We start from the raw sequence: 16130 nt of genomic DNA on the forward strand, positions 1-16130 counted from the left end.
CGGAAAGGGTACTGGCGCAATGCGCATAGTAAAACACTGTGTATATCCATAACAAACAAAAGACTGACACAGCGAGGCCTATTAAACATGTCCCAGTTGTATCAGTCAATTCAAGCAAAAGCTTAAGTTGTTGAACCGCCGTATACGGTTCCGTACGTACGGTGGTGTGGGAGGTCGATAGTGTGAACTATCTCCTACCCGATTGCCTAATTTAAATTTAAAAAAATGTATCTAAAAAGAACGGTCATTGTGCCGCTATCAGCGTAATTTGGTGAACAATATTTGCTTTTCTTTATGCAAACCATTGCTAATTTGATAGAATATGAGTAACGGACATGAAAAAGTTGGGGGAAACACAGATGAAAGCTAAGCAGCTTAGGACTCTAGCGGAGCTGGTGACGGTCGTTGTGCTAGTTTTTTTTGCTTGGATCGCCTTGAGGGCACCACGGCAAACGACTGAACACTACCAGTTAGATCGAGGACGGATCGTTTATGACGGGACTGTCTTTAAGAATAAATTTTCCGGCCAGGGCAAACTGCGCTTAAAGAACGGCGACCTGTATCAAGGCCGCTTCAAGCAGGGCCGTTTCGATGGTGCTGGCACCTTCAAGTCACACCAGGGCTGGCAATTTGCCGGGCATTTCAAGAATGGCCAAGTCACCGGCCACGGAAAGTTAACGACGAAAAAACAGCAAGTCTACCGAGGAGAGTTTGTCAATGGAATTTTCAAGCAAGCCAAAAAGAGTCAGGATTAAATGGTTCAGTTTAGTTCGGATCACAGGATTATTTCTAGTTTTAGGCTATCATTTCTTTCAAAATACTTATCCGGGCGGTTTTATCGGCGTTGATGTCTTCTTTGCTTTTTCCGGATTTTTAATCACGGCGCTGATGATCGATGAATTCACGACCGGCGGAGCATTTAGCTTAGCCGGTTTTTATCAGCGGCGGTTTTATCGGATCGTTCCGCCGCTGATTTTGTCAGTTCTGATCGTAGTCCCATTTACTTACTTGGTCGGATCTGATTTTATTACTGGACTGGGCAAACAAATCGCCGCAGCTTTCGGTTTCGTGACCAATTACTTTGAGATTGCGACGGGCGGTTCTTATGAAAACAACTTTATCCCGCACCTCTTTGTTCATACTTGGTCGCTAGCGGTCGAAATGCATTTTTATATTGGCTGGGGCCTGTTAGTCTGGCTATTTTCCTGGCTGATCAGGATTTTGCCGTTAAACGCGCGCAGCCAAAACAACTTTTTTCGCTTTTTATTAGGCATTGTTTCACTGATGGTTGCTTGTTTGAGTGTGGTTGCCATGAAAAACGGCGGTCAAGGACTGAAAGATTTTTCGCCTGTTTATTTTTCAACTTGGACGCATATCTTTCCGTTCTTCTTTGGAGCATTTTTAAGCACACTGACTGGGATTGCTCATCCGGCTCGTTTATTTGAACAAAAAATGGCCAAGTGGTCCGCTAGCCGGGCGATCATTTTGATGGTGCTTGGCTTAGCCAGCTTACTGGCATTGACATTTGGCATTCAGTTTAAAGACAGCTTTACTTACCCATTTGGCATGTTGCTGTCTGTGATCTGCGCGTGCCTGATGATCTTAGGCGCACGGATCTTGCACGAACAGACGCCGACGCTAAATGAACCCAAGATTATCACTTTTATCGCAGACTGTTCCTACAGTGTTTATCTCTATCACTGGCCGCTCTACGTGATTTTTGCCCACCGGATGAGTAATGGTTGGGCAGCCGTTTGGACTACTGTATTGAGCTTTTTGTTCGCGGCCTTTTCTTATTATATTGTGGAGCCGCTAGTCGCTGGCAGGGCTGCGCACTTATTTGGCACACGCGTCAAGGGCCCGATCCTAACCCGACCGTTATTAGTGCTGGTTGCAGGCTTACTTGTCTTGACTGGCACGACTGTCTGGCAGAGTCCGCGGATGTCCAAGCTGGAGCGCAACCTCTGGATCGGCGGGATCTACCAGGATGTCGACGGTATTAACCACAGTAAGGATGCGGTGATGGCACAAGTCAAGCCGCCTAAAAAGCCGAAGCAGCCGCAGAAACCCGCTGGCAATACCCATGATTATCGTGAATACAACAAGGATAGTCTTGCCAAAAAGTATCATCTGCCGGCTGGTGTTTCAATTATCGGCGATAGCGTGACGCTAGGCACTAGACGTTATCTAGAACCCAACGTAGCTGATTCTCAAGTTGATGCAGAAGGCGACCGGACCTTGGATAAAGCCTATAAGGTCTTGATGACCCAGCAAAAAAATAAGACACTGCGCGAATTCGTTGTGATTTGTGTTGGGACTAATGCTTTAAATGATTACGAGGAACAGGCTAAAAAAATCATCAACGATATTGAGCCGGGGCACAAGCTGGTTATTATGACCCCATACGATGCCCAGGCGACACCATCGTGGAACTCTTCTAAATTAGCCGAATTTGAGAAGACTCTGCCTGGCAAATACAAGTGGATCACGATTGCTGATTGGGGGAAGGCTGCCAGTGAGCACCCCGATGTCTTTAAGGGCACAGATGGGGTTCACTTTGCAGGGCGGCCAGCAGGCGATCATTTGTACGCGCAAACAGTGAACCAAGGGCTGATCGAAGCGGCGAAGAAGCCGGCGAAAACAAAATAAGCTTGATTTGGGGATGCGTTTATAGGGCGCATCCTTTTTTTAGGCTGATTCATGCGGTGGAAGATGGTGAGAATAGCGGCTAAACTACACCTGTTTGAGCGGAAGATGGTGAGAATAGCGACTAAACTACATCTGTTTAGGCAGAAGATGGTGAGAATAAACTCGCGTAAGTCGGTCAAAGTAATGGGAGATTAAGCACTAAACTCGCGTAAGTTAGTCGAAGTAACGCGAGAATAGAGGCTGATACCAAAAAAAGAACTGAAAGGCTTTTTCTTCGCCTTGCAGTTCTTTTGTGATATTAACCTAAATCTTTAGTCAATTCATCGATGGCATCAAGCTCTGATTGGTCAAACTTGATGTTTTTGGCAGCTTGCAAGTTGTCTTTCAAATGGTCAACGCTGGTCGTCCCAATGATGACTGAGGAAACGACTGGATCTTTGAGCAGCCAAGCCAAAGCCATCTGAGCCAAACTCTGGTTGCGTTGATGGGCCAATTCGTTTAGTCCGTTGATTGCAGTTGTGATCTTGTCCCTTCCAGCCTGCATGATATATTTGCTGGTTGGGTGAATGTTAAAATCAGCGGGCACACCTTTCAAATAGCGGTCGCTCAACAGGCCTTCTGCCAACGGTCCGTAGGCTACGATGCCGCGATTTTGCTGTTTCATCTCATCGACTAAGCCGATTTTTTCTGGCCGGCGGTTGAGCATGTTATACGAAACTTGGTTGACCGTGTAGGGTGTTCCCAAGTCGTCAAACATTTTGGCAGCTGTCTTAGCTTGTTCCGTGTTGAAGTTGGAGATCCCAATGTATAAGGCTTTACCGGAACGAACGACATCATCAAGCGCTTGGACAGTTTCCCAGAGATCAGTATTGGGGTCGAAACGATGCGCATAATAGACATCAACGTAGTCTGTTTGCAGCCGCTCTAAGGTTCGGTCGATCGATTGCAGGATCGTTTTCCTCGATAAGAAGTGGCCATAAGGACCAGGAATCGTGCGGTAGCCGACCTTGGATGTGATCACTAATTCGTCACGGTAAGGTTTGAGTTCGTCTGCCAAAACCTGGCCTAACAGAGATTCAGAAGTACCAATTTCAGGTGAACCATAGTGGTCAGCGCAGTCAAAACTGAAGACACCTAGGTCAAAGGCTTTTAGGATCACCTTTTTGCGGTCATATAGTGGATCGGCGCTGCTGAAATTATGCCATAATCCAAGCGAGATCAAGGGCAAACGCAGCCCAGTATCACCGACGCGCCGGTGCGGCAGCTTGTTGTAGCGGTTTTCATCTGCTAAATACATAAAAGTTCCCCTCTCTAATGGAGTATTATTTTATTGCACTTCCAGTATAACGGTTATTTCGGCAAATTTAAAATCAGACGGTATCCATTCACTTGAGTTGCTGAGCTTAAATAAAAACGCAAGCCCCTGATATGTACAAGGGATTGCGTTATTCATCACTTTACTTTTAAAGCGCCAGTTTGCTTGTCAAAAAGATATGTTTTACCGCCAATTTTCTGTTCACCGTACATCATTTGTCCTTGAGCATTGTAGTACACAGTGCGGTTGCCCTTGGCTAAGTGCTGCCAGCCGGTTTTTCTGGCCCCGGTCGTGGAATCCAGCAGATACCACTTACCGCCAATTCTCTGTTCCCCGTACATCATTTGCCCCTGAGCATTGTAGTACACGGTACGGTTGCCCTTGGCTAAGTGCTGCCAGCCAGTTTTTTTAGCCCCAGTCCTGGAATCGAGCAAATACCACTTATTACCAATTCTCTGTTCCCCGTACATCATTTGCCCCTGAGCATTGTAGTACACGGTACGGTTGCCCTTGGCTAAGTGCTGCCAGCCAGTTTTTTTAGCCCCAGTCCTGGAATCGAGCAAATACCACTTATTACCAATTCTCTGTTCCCCGTACATCATTTGTCCCTGAGCATTATAGTACACGTTACGGTTGCCTTTGGCTAAGTGCTGCCACCCAATTTTCATGGCACCAGTACTGGAGTCAAACAAATACCATTTGCCGTTGATTTGAAGTTCGCCGAATTGTTTCTGACCTTGTGCATTGTAGTAAAACTTTTGCTTGCTGCTAGTCTGCCAACCAGTTTTTCTCGCCCCAGTCGTGGAATCGAGCAAATACCATTTACCGCCAATTTTTTTTTGACCATGAAGCATTTGGCCAGAGCCGTTATAGTAGACGGTTTTCTTTTGTCCTGCCAAATATTGCCAACCAGTCTGTTTTTTACCGTTCTTAAAAAGGTACCAGGAACCGTTTATATTATACTGACCGTTAATTTGGTTATTACTTGAGTTAAATTGCGTTAGCAAATCATTGAAAGAATGTGAGACATCAAGACTATACCCTCGGAGTTTTGCGGCTGAAGAAAATTGCCAGCCGCCGTAACCTGCTTTTTTCCATTCTTGCTCATAGTAACCGCCTTTAGTTGGTGAGTAGGGGTATTGGGCTAACCAGGTTTTGGATTTGCCAACGGTTCCAACTACCTGATTTAAATAGGTGTAGTATGGACCGACGTAGACTCCATGGTTTTTATAACCGCTTTGATTTAGAATGTTCCAAAACGCCTGCAAAGCTTGGCCCATGTTAATGTTGGCCTGCATGGTTTCTGTGCTTTCGATGTCAGCAAAGATCAACATCGTTTTGGATAAGCCTAAGCTTTTGAGCACTGAGGCCATGTAAGCAGCTTCAGCTTTAGCCTTGATTTGGTTGTTGAAACGCACGAAATGGTAGACTGCCACGTTCATTCCTGCTTTGGTTGCCATCGCCAGTTGGGATTTTGCATACGGGTTGGTATAATTTGAGTTTTCTGTCAGCTTGACAGTGACCGTTTTGACGCCTTTGCTTTTCAAATAGTTAAAGTCGGACTGAGTCATCCAGCTTTGGTAAGATGCGACATCAACAGCGTCGGCGGATGTGTAACGAGCATCACCAATTTCAAAAGAGTCCACTTGACTTTCCGCAGCTCTGGCTTGTAAACCGTGCTTTTTAGCTGTCACCTTAGCTGATGATGTATCTGCGGTTGATGACGTTGCTGCCTGTTGGGATACAGCAGGATCCGTAGCAACTGCGGCTTGCTCAGCAGTCGATTTTACCTGACTAGTAGTTGCTTTATTGGCTGAAGTTTCTGTTTTAGCCGCAGAACTGTCTGCTTCTGACCGCTTATCTGTCGAACTTTCTTTTTCTGAATCTTGCGCAGTCGAAACTTGGTCTGCCTGGCTAGTAGGTGCGTTAGGTTCGCTCTTTTCAGTATCGTTTACTGCTGGCGAATCGGTTTTTACCTCAGAGCGCGTGGAGCTGGAAACGCTGGACACCTCTGAACTGCTATTTTCTGATGTTGAAGTACTAGTTATGCTGGTTGATGTTTCGTTGACCGTGGTATTGGCGTGTGCCAGTGGCTGAGCCGATAACAAAGCACCGCTCAAGCCCAAGGCTGTCAGACCAGAAGTCAAAAGTGCTTTGTTGATCCGTGTGTGATGGCACTTCTTTTGGACGAGCCTTCGTTGTTGTGAATTCAATTTTCTTCCCCCTAAATCTAAAAATACTCTACTTATAAAAATATAAGGTAACTTTTGCATAGAAGTCAATGAAAGAAGAACTTTTCTGAAAATTATTGCTTAAAATATTTCTTTTTTTACCGATAGTTAGAATAGGGGGAATTATCGTGAAAGAAGAAAAGAAGAAACACATTAGTACTGCTATTGTTGGCGGCATGATTTTTTTGCACTGCTGCTGGCGGCAATCGTAGGCGGGGGCCTATATTTATCCTTGCATGGCCATTACGAGCAACAGACTTTTAGCGCAGCATTCTGGCCAGGTTTACTTATGAGTGCAGGGGTCGTGGTCGTGATCAGCATCATAGCAGCCATAGTGATCTCTAAGTTTTATTCCAATATCTTAGTTTTATATACAGAATTTTTTGCACAAATCGGTCAAGGACAGATCGAGCGGATCCCGAAGCGGGCAGTCGATTTCAAATTAAATGCCAACGGTCTGGATCATTTTTTCCAAAAAGCAGGCGCGTGGATGATCAATGCCGATCAGAATGGACAAGAATTTCAGCAAATGTCATCCAAATATAATGAAATGGTCGCTTCCTTGGGCGAAATGCTCAGTCGCATTCAGACAGACACCGATTCAGTTGCTGATAAGACTGCAGCTTTAGAAGAATTATCTGTGCAAACAACACGCTCGGCCGAAGAGACGACTCAGACTGTCGCTGGTATTGCAGAAACTACTGCCAGTCAAGCGACAGAGACCCAGCAAAGTGTGGAACAGTTGCAAAGGCTGACTAATTTTGTCAACGAGATGGGTGAAAATGTTGAGCAGGTAAAGTCCTCCGCTACGCAAGCATCTGAGCGGGGACACAGTAGTTTGAAAGTGATGGAACAAGTAGCCCACCATTGGCAAGAGCAAATGAAACAGCTGCAGACTTTAATGAAAACAGTCAAGCAATCAGACCAGCACGTCCAAAATATCACCCAAATTGTGACAGTGATCGATGATATTTCACAACAAACGAATCTGCTGGCTTTGAATGCTTCAATTGAGGCTGCAAGTGCGGGTGAAGCTGGTGCCGGTTTTTCAGTCGTGGCTGCGGAGATTCGCAAGTTAGCTGAACAAAGTGCTCAGGCTACCAAACAGATCACCGAGATCATTGGGCTGATCCAAACGGGATCGGATGAAATCGTTGCTCAAGCGAATGCTTCGCTGCAAGGCGGACAGACTGAAACGGAACTGATCAAACAGGCGATGGCTGCGACTAAGAATGTTCAGGAGACTAATGAGGCGATGGCTTCCGGGGTCGAACAAGGGAAAAAAGTCAGTGAAAAAATCGCGCTAATTCAAGAACAAGTTCTGAACAACCTGGAAAGCACTTCAGCTGGAACGCAAGAAAATGCGGCCAGCACGCAACAAGTTTCTGCCAATACGCAAGAAATACTTGCCACCATGACCGAAGTTGGCAACTACATTAAAGATTTGCAGCAAAACGCGAAAACACTTGATCAGGCAGTTCACCAATTTGAGATCCGGTAAAAAAGTCTTTTCAAAGTTAGATAAACTTGTATAATGAAAAGTTGAGCAAACAATTATTAGGGGAATGAAATTTTTTCAATGAATGCAATTAACAATGTTACACTGACCAATCAGCCGCAACAGGCTGGAACGGCTAATCAAGCGAATGCAGACCAGGCAGCTAAGTTTGCGACCGTACTGTCAAGCAAAGTTCAAGCTGGTTCGAAGACGCTTAAGGTGAAATGGGGCGACACGGTTTCGGAATTAGCTGAAAAATACCAGACGACCACAGACGCTATTGTCCAGGCAAATCAGCTCCAAGATCCCAATTTGATTTTGGCTGGGCAAAACCTGACGATCCCTGGGCAGAGCAGTCCAACAGGAACGACAACCAGTACAACAGCCACGGGAGTATCAAGCAGTTTAGCGGGTGTCGAGACTGTAGACGACAGTACAACCAGTCAGAGTGTGGGCTCAGACAGTGAAAGCTTGGAACCGCCGTTGACGGGGGCAGAGAAAACTGCCCGCGACTACATCATTCAGCATGAATCGAGCAATAATTACAATGCTCGCAATGGCCGGTATATCGGCAAGTATCAGCTGGACAAGGATTATTTGAATGGTGATTTTTCACCGGCTAATCAAGAGAAGGTTGCAGCCAAGTATGTAGCTGATCGTTATGGAAATTGGGTCACCGCGCAAAAACACTGGGTCAGCCATCACTGGTACTAAGATGACACGGGCTAAGGCAATGCTAAACTGTATTAGTTCTGGATTTTAAGGCTGAGATAGCTAAAAACTGCCGCTTACCATGACATATTTTTAAAAAGATGGTATAATTCTAGTGTAAAGAAAAAGAGCTATGCGTTAACATAGCTCTTGCACAAGCCGTTTCAAAGACGGTGGTTAATATCAGAGACTACAAATAGTCGCCCTCAACTCGCCAAAGTTTGAGAGGGCGGCTTTTTTTAGTGTTTGTTGATATAATCTAGCAACGTTAATAAAAACGTTAAAGCCAGAAAAATCAACGATAGCGTCCGGAAGACGCTCATTGACCGTGAAACCTTTCTGCGGATCATTCCATGTGCCCATAGACCTCACCTCACAGGGGATAAGACAGTCACTGCCCTTAAAACTTCTTGTTAGCTAAACTTATAACATCAGAATATCAAAAGTTAGACCGTGGTTTTATTGGAGAAAAGTTCCTATCAAAACCTGTTTTAAATATTTTTTTGATTTTGGGCTTAAACAATTTGAAATCTCCTCCGATATATATATTTGTAAGCGACAAAGACAAAAAATTAAAAATGGGGGACCTTACAATGAGAATTAACACTAACGTTGCAGCTTTGAACACATACTCACGTCTGACAGCTGCTAATGACGCCAAGAGTTCATCTCTGGCAAAACTTTCATCCGGCAAGCGCATCAACCGCGCCGGCGACGATGCTGCAGGTTTGGCAATTTCTGAAAAAATGAAAGCTCAGATCGGCGGGATGAAGCAAGCTAAGCGTAACGCCCAGGATGGTATTTCTTTGATCCAAACTGCTGAAGGTGCTTTAAGCGAAACACACAGCATCTTGAGCCGGATGAATGATTTATCTGTTCAAGCATCAAACGATACTTTGACAGACGAAGATCGTACAAAGATCACCAAAGAAATTACTAAATTACAAAAGAACATCGATGACATTGCTAAGAACACCGAGTTCAACAAGAAGCAGTTATTGATGGGCGATACAGCCGGTACAGGTGACTTGACTTTAACTTTCCAAGTTGGTGCAAGTGAAGGTCAAACAGACAGCATCACATTGAAAAAGATGGATACTGCTGCTTTGGGCGTAGATACTGCTAAAGTTGACTTGGGTACGGTTGCTGGTGCACAAGCAGCGATCACAACAGTCAGCGATGCTATCGAAAAAGTTTCCGAACAGCGTGCTGAATTGGGCGCAACTCAAAACGGCTTGAACCATACGATCAACAACTTGAGCACAACTACAGAAAACCTTTCTGAAGCTAACTCACGGATCGAAGACGTTGATATGGCTGAAGAAATGATGAACTTTACGAAGTCTAACATCCTTTCACAAGCAGCAACATCAATGCTGGCACAAGCTAACGCAATGCCAAACAGTGTTCTTTCCTTGCTTCAAGGCTAAGATCATTTTGTTAAAACAGAGACCTCTTTTGTGCTTTTTAAAAGGGGTCTCTGTTTTTTAATGGAAAAATACTTTCAGCAAGATATTTTTTAAATATTTTTTGATTTAGGGCTTTAACATTAATGAGTTAGTCCGATATATATATCTGTAAGCGACAAAAACAAAAAATTACAATGGGGGACCTTACAATGAGAATCAACACTAACGTTGCAGCTTTGAACACATACTCACGTCTGACAGCTGCTAATGACGCCAAGAGTTCATCTCTGGCAAAACTTTCATCCGGCAAGCGCATCAACCGCGCCGGCGACGATGCTGCAGGTTTGGCAATTTCTGAAAAAATGAAAGCTCAGATCGGCGGAATGAAGCAAGCTAAGCGCAATGCCCAAGATGGTATTTCTTTGATCCAAACTGCTGAAGGTGCTTTAAGCGAAACACACAGCATCCTAAGCCGGATGAACGACTTGTCTGTTCAAGCATCAAACGAAACTTTGACAGACGATGATCGTACAAAGATCACTAAAGAAATCAATAAACTCCAAAAGAACATCAATGATATTGCTAAGAACACAGAGTTCAACAAGAAGCAATTATTGATGGGTACTGTTGACGCAACCACAGGTGCTTCCACAGCCGATACTATTACTTTGACTTTCCAAGTTGGTGCAAGCCAAGGCCAAACAGACAGCATCACTTTGAAGAAGATGGACACTACAGCTTTGGGTGTTGATGGTACTGGTATTGATTTATCATCAGTTGCTGGCGCACAAGCTGCAATCACAACAGTTGGTACAGCTATCGAAAAAGTTTCTGAACAGCGTGCTGAATTGGGCGCAACTCAAAACGGCTTGAACCATACGATCAACAACTTGAGCACAACTACAGAAAACCTTTCTGAAGCTAACTCACGGATCGAAGACGTTGATATGGCTGAAGAAATGATGAACTTTACGAAGTCTAACATCCTTTCTCAGGCAGCAACATCAATGCTGGCACAAGCTAACGCAATGCCAAACAGTGTTCTTTCCTTGCTTCAAGGTTAATAACAACTCAATTACATTTTGGCAGTGGCCGATCGTCGTTTTTTCGGCGGTCGGCTTTTTTTAAGATTTTCAAATTGGAGTGAATCTATGAAAAAAGAGTAGCAATTGGCTGGTCTTCAAGCAAAAGACCAACTGAAAGATGATTATCCGGGCGTAGGCTTTCAGTTTAATTTTATAATATGGGGAAGGAGGATCATCATGGAAATTTACAATATGCCGCAAGTCAACCCGACACCGCCAGTCGATAAAGTTAAAAAGGTTGATACCGACAGCTACGAAATGGATACGTCTTTAATGGATGAATCTTTTATTCGTAAGGACCAAGAAAAAAATATTGCTAGACTTTTTCAAGAAAATTCGCAATCTAAGCTTAAACAAAGCGAAGATTCAGCCGATGATATACCTGTGGACAGTCAAGAATTGCAAAAGGCAGTCGCGACGATGAATCAAAAGATCCTGGGGCGCGACTTCAAGCTGAGATTTGAGATTCATCAACGGACTGGCCACGAGTATGTTCAAATGGTGGACATGCAAAGCGGTAAGGTCCTCAAAGAGATCCCGTCGCACCAGATGTTAGACGTGGTCGGCAAGATTTGGGATCAGATGGGGATCGCAGTCGACCGGAAAGGATAGTGAGATAGTATGGCAGATATTACATCAGCGACTTCAGCCAATGCGGGGCTAAGCTTTATGGGCCAGTACTCAGGGATCACAACAGATGTTGTTGATCAACTGATCGAAGCCGAGTCAGGCGGCAAAATTTTACTGCAAAATAAGGTCACAACTTATAATAAGCAAAAAGCAGCTTGGAGTTCAGTTTCATCAACTTTGAGCAACCTTCAGACTAAGCTCCAGACATTGCAAAATAATGATTCTTATTACACTAAGACGACTAAAAGTTCAGCTGAAGACTATGCGACGATCAGCGGTTCCGCAAATTCTAAAAGCGGCGGCGAGTTTGCATTAGAAATTGAACAGTTGGCCAAGCAGACTAAATTGACCGGTTCTCAGTTGACGAGCGTTAAATCTAATAAGACCGCGCTTGATTTGACCGGCAAATTAACTTTTGCTTATTCAGGTACTGTTACAGACGATTCACCTGCAACAGTTGACATCGAAATTTCAGCTGGTGATTCACTGGTGGACATTGCGGATAAAATCAACAAGCAATCGTCTACCGTGGGCGTTTCCGCCACAGTGATCGATCGTCGTTTGGTTTTGACCAATAATGCTGCTGGTCAACACTCCAGCACGCTAGACCAGAGCGCCAACGGCGACACGCTAGCTGCTCTTGGCTTGACTGGAGACGCTGCCTTGGGGCAAGCGGCCAAGTTTACGCTGGACGGAATTGAAATGGAGCGCGACAGTAATACCGTGACTGATGGGATCGAGGGCGCGACGCTCACCTTAAAAAAGGTCACAGACGCTGCAAACTCAGTTTCTTTATCGCTGGTAAACGATAGTTCGACCACTGTGAAAGCAGTGCAGGATTTCGTTGATCAGTATAATAGTACAATGAGCATTATTAAGGGTTACCTTGATGTTGGTGATCCAACCAGTTCAAGCTCTGACTCGACTACAACGAACACCCAAGGTGACTTGGTGGGTGATTCTACCTTGCAAAGACTGCAGTCTTCTTTGCGCAGCCTAGTTACTCAGTCTGATAAAACTAACACCAACAGTACTTTAGGAGCCTACCAACTGGGGTTGTCTGTTGATAAGGACGGAGTTTTGAGCCTTGACTCGGCTAAGTTGCAAGAGCAGTTGGATGAATCGCCTGAAAAAGTGCATGATTTCTTTTATGTTCAAGTCGATGAATTCGATGATACGCAAGACAAAGGCTATACGACTCAACTTAATTCACTGTTAAATACCTTCATTACTGATACGGATGATCACAAGTCGGTCATTAATAATACGACAACAAGTTTGGATAAAATGGTCAAGAGTCTAAATGACCAAATCGATGACTTTACCGAACGGCTGGCAGCCAAGCGCGAACAATATATTACTCAGTTCACTGCCTTGGACACGATGATGATGAACGCCCAGTCTCAATTGGATTATATGCAAAGCCAGTTGGGCACCAATAGCAGCAGTAATAACTAAGATTTTTCACGAGGAGGAAAATAGGCTTGGAACAAACTGAAATGATTGAAATTCTGGCTGAACTTAAACAAAATACTTTTGGTTGGGACCAAGACCTGAACTCCTTACCGCGCCTACTGCAAAAAAATAACAGCTTGCTGAAACGCATGCAGGCTAGCGGACAGCAGCTGAGGCTCAATACGCAGCAGCAAACTGACCTGCAGGCTACAATTACTAAGTATCAGGAGCTGATCTTGCTCGTTAAAAACGAGAAGCAAGATGTGCTGGTGCAATTACGCCAACTGGACCAGCAAAGACAAAAGAAAGGCGGTCCCTACCAGCAGCAGATGGCAGATGGTACCGTGATCGAATTGGATTACTGAGATAAGTTAGCAGCACGAGTATAAAATAGTGGGGGATCAAAAAATGGATGCAGCAAGACAAGCACAAAAACAGCAGGAATTTTATCTGAAAAACCAAGTTCTAACAGCTTCAGCTAATAAATTGATCAGTTTACTGCTTTCAGGAGCGATCAAGGCAGTTAAACTGGCTGGGATGGCGATTGAACAAAATCATTTTGAACAAGCCAATTATCAGTTAGTCAAAGCACAAGACATCATTGATGAACTGCGCTTTTCGCTTGATCATTCGGTCGATGCACAGTTAACTGCCAACTTGGATAAGTTGTATGATTTTATGAACCAGCAATTAATGGAAGCTAACCTGGGCAAGGATCAAACGAAACTGCCGTCTGTGGTAAACTTGCTGCAAGAGTTATTAGAGACTTGGGAACAAGTTGGGCAAAATTAGGTTAAACATAAAGCACCGTCACGCTGAATCATTGGCGCGGCGGTGTTTTTTGGTGAAATTGAACAGCTGTGAATAGGCGGCAAAAGTGTTGAGTGCAGCACTGATTTGGTAACAAACAATTCAAGAAAAAACTGGAACAGGAAAATAAAAAATTTCTGTTTATTTTTTTGCCTTTAGGACCTTAAACATTTGGCATTCTGTCCGATAACTATAAGTGGAAGTATGAAATAGGAGGAAAAGAGAATGGATCTGTTTTTAGTACTCGGCGTGATCGCGGCCTTGATCATCATTGTGACGGGGATGCTGCTGAAGGGAGCTAGTTTGGCAGTTTTGTTTAGCCCGGAAGCAATGATGATTATTTTTGGCGGTATCATCGTGGCCTTGATCAATGGCTACCCATTATCAGATATCAAACGTTTCCCGGGAATTTTTAAAGTCTTATTCCAGAATCGGACTTATGATTACCGGGCAACGATCAATAAATTAGTTGATCTCTCAAATGTCGCACGGCGTGAAGGATTATTGGCTTTGGAAACCCCGGTCAATAACCTGGACCCGGTTGAAGATACCTTTTTGAAACGCGGCATGGAAATGGTTGTTGATGGGATCGATAAGGAACAAATCGAAGTCATCATGCAAAACGAGATCGATTCTACGGAGGAGAGGCATGCTCGCGGCGCTGCTATGTTCCAGACAGCCGGGAGCACTTCGCCAACTTTGGGGGTGATGGGGGCTGTGATCGGTCTGATCGGCGCCTTAGGTCACTTGAATAACGTTAATGTTTTAGGCGAGTCGATCTCATCTGCTTTCGTGGCTACCTTGTTTGGTATTTTTTGCGGCTATCTGTTATTCTTGCCGTTTGCCAAGCGCTTGAAGCGCAAGTCGCAACAAGAGCTCCAGCAGATGGAACTGATCATGGCAGGCACTTTAGCCATTGAAGAAGGAGTTTCCGCCAAGACGATGGAACATAATCTGGAGAGCATGATCAGTGAGGTCAATCGCGAACAAATCGAGAAGAATAAGTAGGCACAGAAAGCAGGATGGGCATGCAGAGGAAAAAGAAAAACAGTGAAGAAAACAGCGAAGGGTGGATGCTTCCTTATTCTGATATGTTGACGCTGTTGCTTGCTTTATTCATCGTGATGTTTGCTTCAGCGAAGGTGGACGATAGGAAGTTTCAAGAAATCAAATCAGAATTCGGCTCGATCATGGCAGTCGATCCACCAGACAAGTCAGATAGCGGTTCGATGGTAGTTGCACTTGATTCTCCCTCGGTTGCCAGCAAGACGCCAGCGGGTGAAGCGAAAGACCCAAAGACAAAGAAAGCAGCTCAAAAACGCGAACACACAGTGCGTGGGACGCTGACGGAACAAAATCAAAAGCAGCAGATCAAAGAAATTGCCCAGAGCTTAAATGAAACCGCCCGTCAGTTGGATATGGGCAATACTAAGGCAACCTTGAAGTCTGATGGTCTCCATTTTAATCTCGACAGCAGCATTTTATTTGATAGCGGGAGCGCCGATTTGACTGGCCCAGCCCAGCAGGCACTCAGACAATTAGGGCCGAAATTAAGCAAGCTGCGCAACAACCAGGTGATGATCGCTGGTTATACCGATAATGTTCCGCAAAAATCAGCCCAATATCCTAGCAACTGGGAGCTTTCATCCGCGCGGGCGGTCTCGGTCATGCACTTTTTTGTGAAAGAGAATGCATTAGTTGAAGGTAATGTTTCAATCAGAGCCTATGGTGAAAATCAGGCGAAAGCCAGCAATGAGACCGCACAAGGGCGGGCTCAAAATCGCCGTGTTGAACTGGTGATCAAAGCAGAGACCGACTAAAAATAAATGTAAAATAAAAATAATGGTGTGATAATTAAAGTAAATGAATTTAGGTTGTGTACATTGAAAAAGAATGATGTTGTTTTGCGAAAGCGAAATGAAAAATATAAAAAGACAATAAGCAAAGATAACAGCTATTCGATTTCAAAGCTGTCGCACTTTAACAAATATGGATTTTAAATATCCAAGACAGTCAATAATATTGTAGTGATACTTTAATATAAAAACATGATACTCCTGGGAAAGCTTGATTTTGCAAGCATCAAAGCCTTATTTGAGCAAAAACAGGCTCTTCGTCAAGTGGTACTGATGGGGAATGATATTTAAAATTTCAAAAAATTGGTATAGCTTGATCAAGCTACCTGTTCCTGAATGGGACGGGTGGCTTTTTTGATCTCTCTGCGCATATTCATGCTTAAAAAACTGGTCTTTAATGCCAGGAGAATACGCAGGCGGAAGTTGGCAAAGTTTCTAAAGCCATAGGCAGTCTTCTTGATAACCTTGATTTTGTTGTTGG

Annotated in this window: 16 protein-coding genes; 12 read left to right on the forward strand and 4 right to left on the reverse strand. The window is 44.3% G+C overall.

Going from position 1 to position 16130, the window contains the following annotated elements; all coding sequences use genetic code 11:
* Positions 1-335 precede the first annotated feature (335 nt).
* Positions 336-755: an MORN repeat-containing protein gene (locus LFYK43_RS10925; protein WP_229718027.1), complete on the forward strand. Its 420-nt coding sequence runs from the start codon at positions 336-338 to the stop codon at positions 753-755.
* A complete protein-coding gene (locus tag LFYK43_RS10930; RefSeq protein WP_124978233.1) occupies positions 718-2649 on the forward strand; it encodes an acyltransferase family protein in 1932 nt (643 codons plus the stop codon). Before LFYK43_RS10925 ends, LFYK43_RS10930 begins: the two co-directional genes overlap by 38 nt.
* Positions 2650-2947: 298 nt before the next feature.
* Here LFYK43_RS10930 and LFYK43_RS10935 read toward each other — a convergent pair whose 3' ends face one another.
* Positions 2948-3946, reverse strand: coding sequence for an aldo/keto reductase (locus LFYK43_RS10935; protein WP_124978235.1), 999 nt, complete (start codon positions 3944-3946; stop codon positions 2948-2950).
* 155 nt (positions 3947-4101) lie between these two features.
* Positions 4102-6177 carry a GH25 family lysozyme gene (locus LFYK43_RS10940; RefSeq protein WP_158609241.1) on the reverse strand — a complete coding sequence of 692 codons (2076 nt, stop codon included), beginning with the start codon at positions 6175-6177 and terminating at the stop codon, positions 4102-4104.
* 307 nt (positions 6178-6484) lie between these two features.
* On the opposite strand from LFYK43_RS10940, the gene LFYK43_RS10945 reads away from it, so the two are divergent.
* Together LFYK43_RS10945 and apf are read left to right on the forward strand one after the other, a co-directional pair.
* On the forward strand, positions 6485-7696 hold the full coding sequence (locus LFYK43_RS10945; protein ID WP_124978238.1) for a methyl-accepting chemotaxis protein: 1212 nt from the start codon (positions 6485-6487) through the stop codon (positions 7694-7696).
* A gap of 78 nt (positions 7697-7774) precedes the next feature.
* Entirely contained in the window at positions 7775-8407 is a 633-nt protein-coding gene (apf, locus tag LFYK43_RS10950; protein ID WP_124978240.1) for an aggregation-promoting factor, read from the forward strand.
* A gap of 180 nt (positions 8408-8587) precedes the next feature.
* On the opposite strand, the gene LFYK43_RS12885 is transcribed toward apf, so the two are convergent.
* Positions 8588-8767 carry a hypothetical protein gene (locus LFYK43_RS12885; protein ID WP_229718028.1) on the reverse strand — a complete coding sequence of 60 codons (180 nt, stop codon included), beginning with the start codon at positions 8765-8767 and terminating at the stop codon, positions 8588-8590.
* 230 nt (positions 8768-8997) lie between these two features.
* Between LFYK43_RS12885 and LFYK43_RS10960 the strand changes: the two genes are divergently transcribed.
* The 8 genes from LFYK43_RS10960 (at position 8998) to LFYK43_RS10995 (ending at position 15613) form a co-directional block, all read left to right on the forward strand.
* Positions 8998-9834 (forward strand): flagellin N-terminal helical domain-containing protein, encoded by an 837-nt coding sequence (locus LFYK43_RS10960; protein ID WP_124978242.1) that lies wholly within the window; start codon positions 8998-9000, stop codon positions 9832-9834.
* A 188-nt stretch (positions 9835-10022) separates the two neighbouring features.
* Entirely contained in the window at positions 10023-10877 is an 855-nt protein-coding gene (locus LFYK43_RS10965) for a flagellin N-terminal helical domain-containing protein (RefSeq protein WP_124978244.1), read from the forward strand.
* 198 nt (positions 10878-11075) lie between these two features.
* On the forward strand, positions 11076-11510 hold the full coding sequence (locus tag LFYK43_RS10970; RefSeq protein WP_124978246.1) for a flagellar protein FlaG: 435 nt from the start codon (positions 11076-11078) through the stop codon (positions 11508-11510).
* Positions 11511-11519: 9 nt separating this feature from the next.
* Positions 11520-12986, forward strand: coding sequence for a flagellar filament capping protein FliD (gene fliD, locus LFYK43_RS10975; protein WP_124978248.1), 1467 nt, complete (start codon positions 11520-11522; stop codon positions 12984-12986).
* A gap of 26 nt (positions 12987-13012) precedes the next feature.
* Entirely contained in the window at positions 13013-13348 is a 336-nt protein-coding gene (locus tag LFYK43_RS10980) for a hypothetical protein (protein WP_124978250.1), read from the forward strand.
* 43 nt (positions 13349-13391) lie between these two features.
* Positions 13392-13775 (forward strand): flagellar export chaperone FliS, encoded by a 384-nt coding sequence (fliS, locus tag LFYK43_RS10985; protein ID WP_124978252.1) that lies wholly within the window; start codon positions 13392-13394, stop codon positions 13773-13775.
* Positions 13776-14018: 243 nt separating this feature from the next.
* Positions 14019-14801, forward strand: coding sequence for a MotA/TolQ/ExbB proton channel family protein (locus LFYK43_RS10990; RefSeq protein ID WP_124978254.1), 783 nt, complete (start codon positions 14019-14021; stop codon positions 14799-14801).
* Between the two features lie 20 nt (positions 14802-14821).
* Complete coding sequence (locus LFYK43_RS10995; RefSeq protein WP_124978256.1) at positions 14822-15613, forward strand: OmpA/MotB family protein; 792 nt, start codon at positions 14822-14824, stop codon at positions 15611-15613.
* Between the two features lie 353 nt (positions 15614-15966).
* Here LFYK43_RS10995 and LFYK43_RS11000 read toward each other — a convergent pair.
* On the reverse strand, positions 15967-16130 hold a 164-nt coding region (locus LFYK43_RS11000; protein ID WP_148095624.1), incomplete at its 5' end, for a transposase.

This window comes from Ligilactobacillus salitolerans, from assembly GCF_003864415.1.
Taxonomy (GTDB): domain Bacteria; phylum Bacillota; class Bacilli; order Lactobacillales; family Lactobacillaceae; genus Ligilactobacillus; species Ligilactobacillus salitolerans.

Excerpts from the sequence above, each read along its gene's own strand:
- LFYK43_RS10925 (WP_229718027.1), top strand. The coding sequence starts at position 336 with ATGAAAAAGTTGGGGGAAACACAGATGAAAGCTAAGCAGCTTAGGACT.
- LFYK43_RS10930 (WP_124978233.1), top strand. The coding sequence starts at position 718 with ATGGAATTTTCAAGCAAGCCAAAAAGAGTCAGGATTAAATGGTTCAGT.
- LFYK43_RS10935 (WP_124978235.1), bottom strand. The coding sequence starts at position 3,946 with ATGTATTTAGCAGATGAAAACCGCTACAACAAGCTGCCGCACCGGCGC.
- LFYK43_RS10945 (WP_124978238.1), top strand. The coding sequence starts at position 6,485 with ATGAGTGCAGGGGTCGTGGTCGTGATCAGCATCATAGCAGCCATAGTG.
- apf (WP_124978240.1), top strand. The coding sequence starts at position 7,775 with ATGAATGCAATTAACAATGTTACACTGACCAATCAGCCGCAACAGGCT.
- LFYK43_RS12885 (WP_229718028.1), bottom strand. The coding sequence starts at position 8,767 with ATGGGCACATGGAATGATCCGCAGAAAGGTTTCACGGTCAATGAGCGT.
- LFYK43_RS10960 (WP_124978242.1), top strand. The coding sequence starts at position 8,998 with ATGAGAATTAACACTAACGTTGCAGCTTTGAACACATACTCACGTCTG.
- LFYK43_RS10965 (WP_124978244.1), top strand. The coding sequence starts at position 10,023 with ATGAGAATCAACACTAACGTTGCAGCTTTGAACACATACTCACGTCTG.
- LFYK43_RS10970 (WP_124978246.1), top strand. The coding sequence starts at position 11,076 with ATGGAAATTTACAATATGCCGCAAGTCAACCCGACACCGCCAGTCGAT.
- fliD (WP_124978248.1), top strand. The coding sequence starts at position 11,520 with ATGGCAGATATTACATCAGCGACTTCAGCCAATGCGGGGCTAAGCTTT.
- fliS (WP_124978252.1), top strand. The coding sequence starts at position 13,392 with ATGGATGCAGCAAGACAAGCACAAAAACAGCAGGAATTTTATCTGAAA.
- LFYK43_RS10990 (WP_124978254.1), top strand. The coding sequence starts at position 14,019 with ATGGATCTGTTTTTAGTACTCGGCGTGATCGCGGCCTTGATCATCATT.
- LFYK43_RS10995 (WP_124978256.1), top strand. The coding sequence starts at position 14,822 with ATGCAGAGGAAAAAGAAAAACAGTGAAGAAAACAGCGAAGGGTGGATG.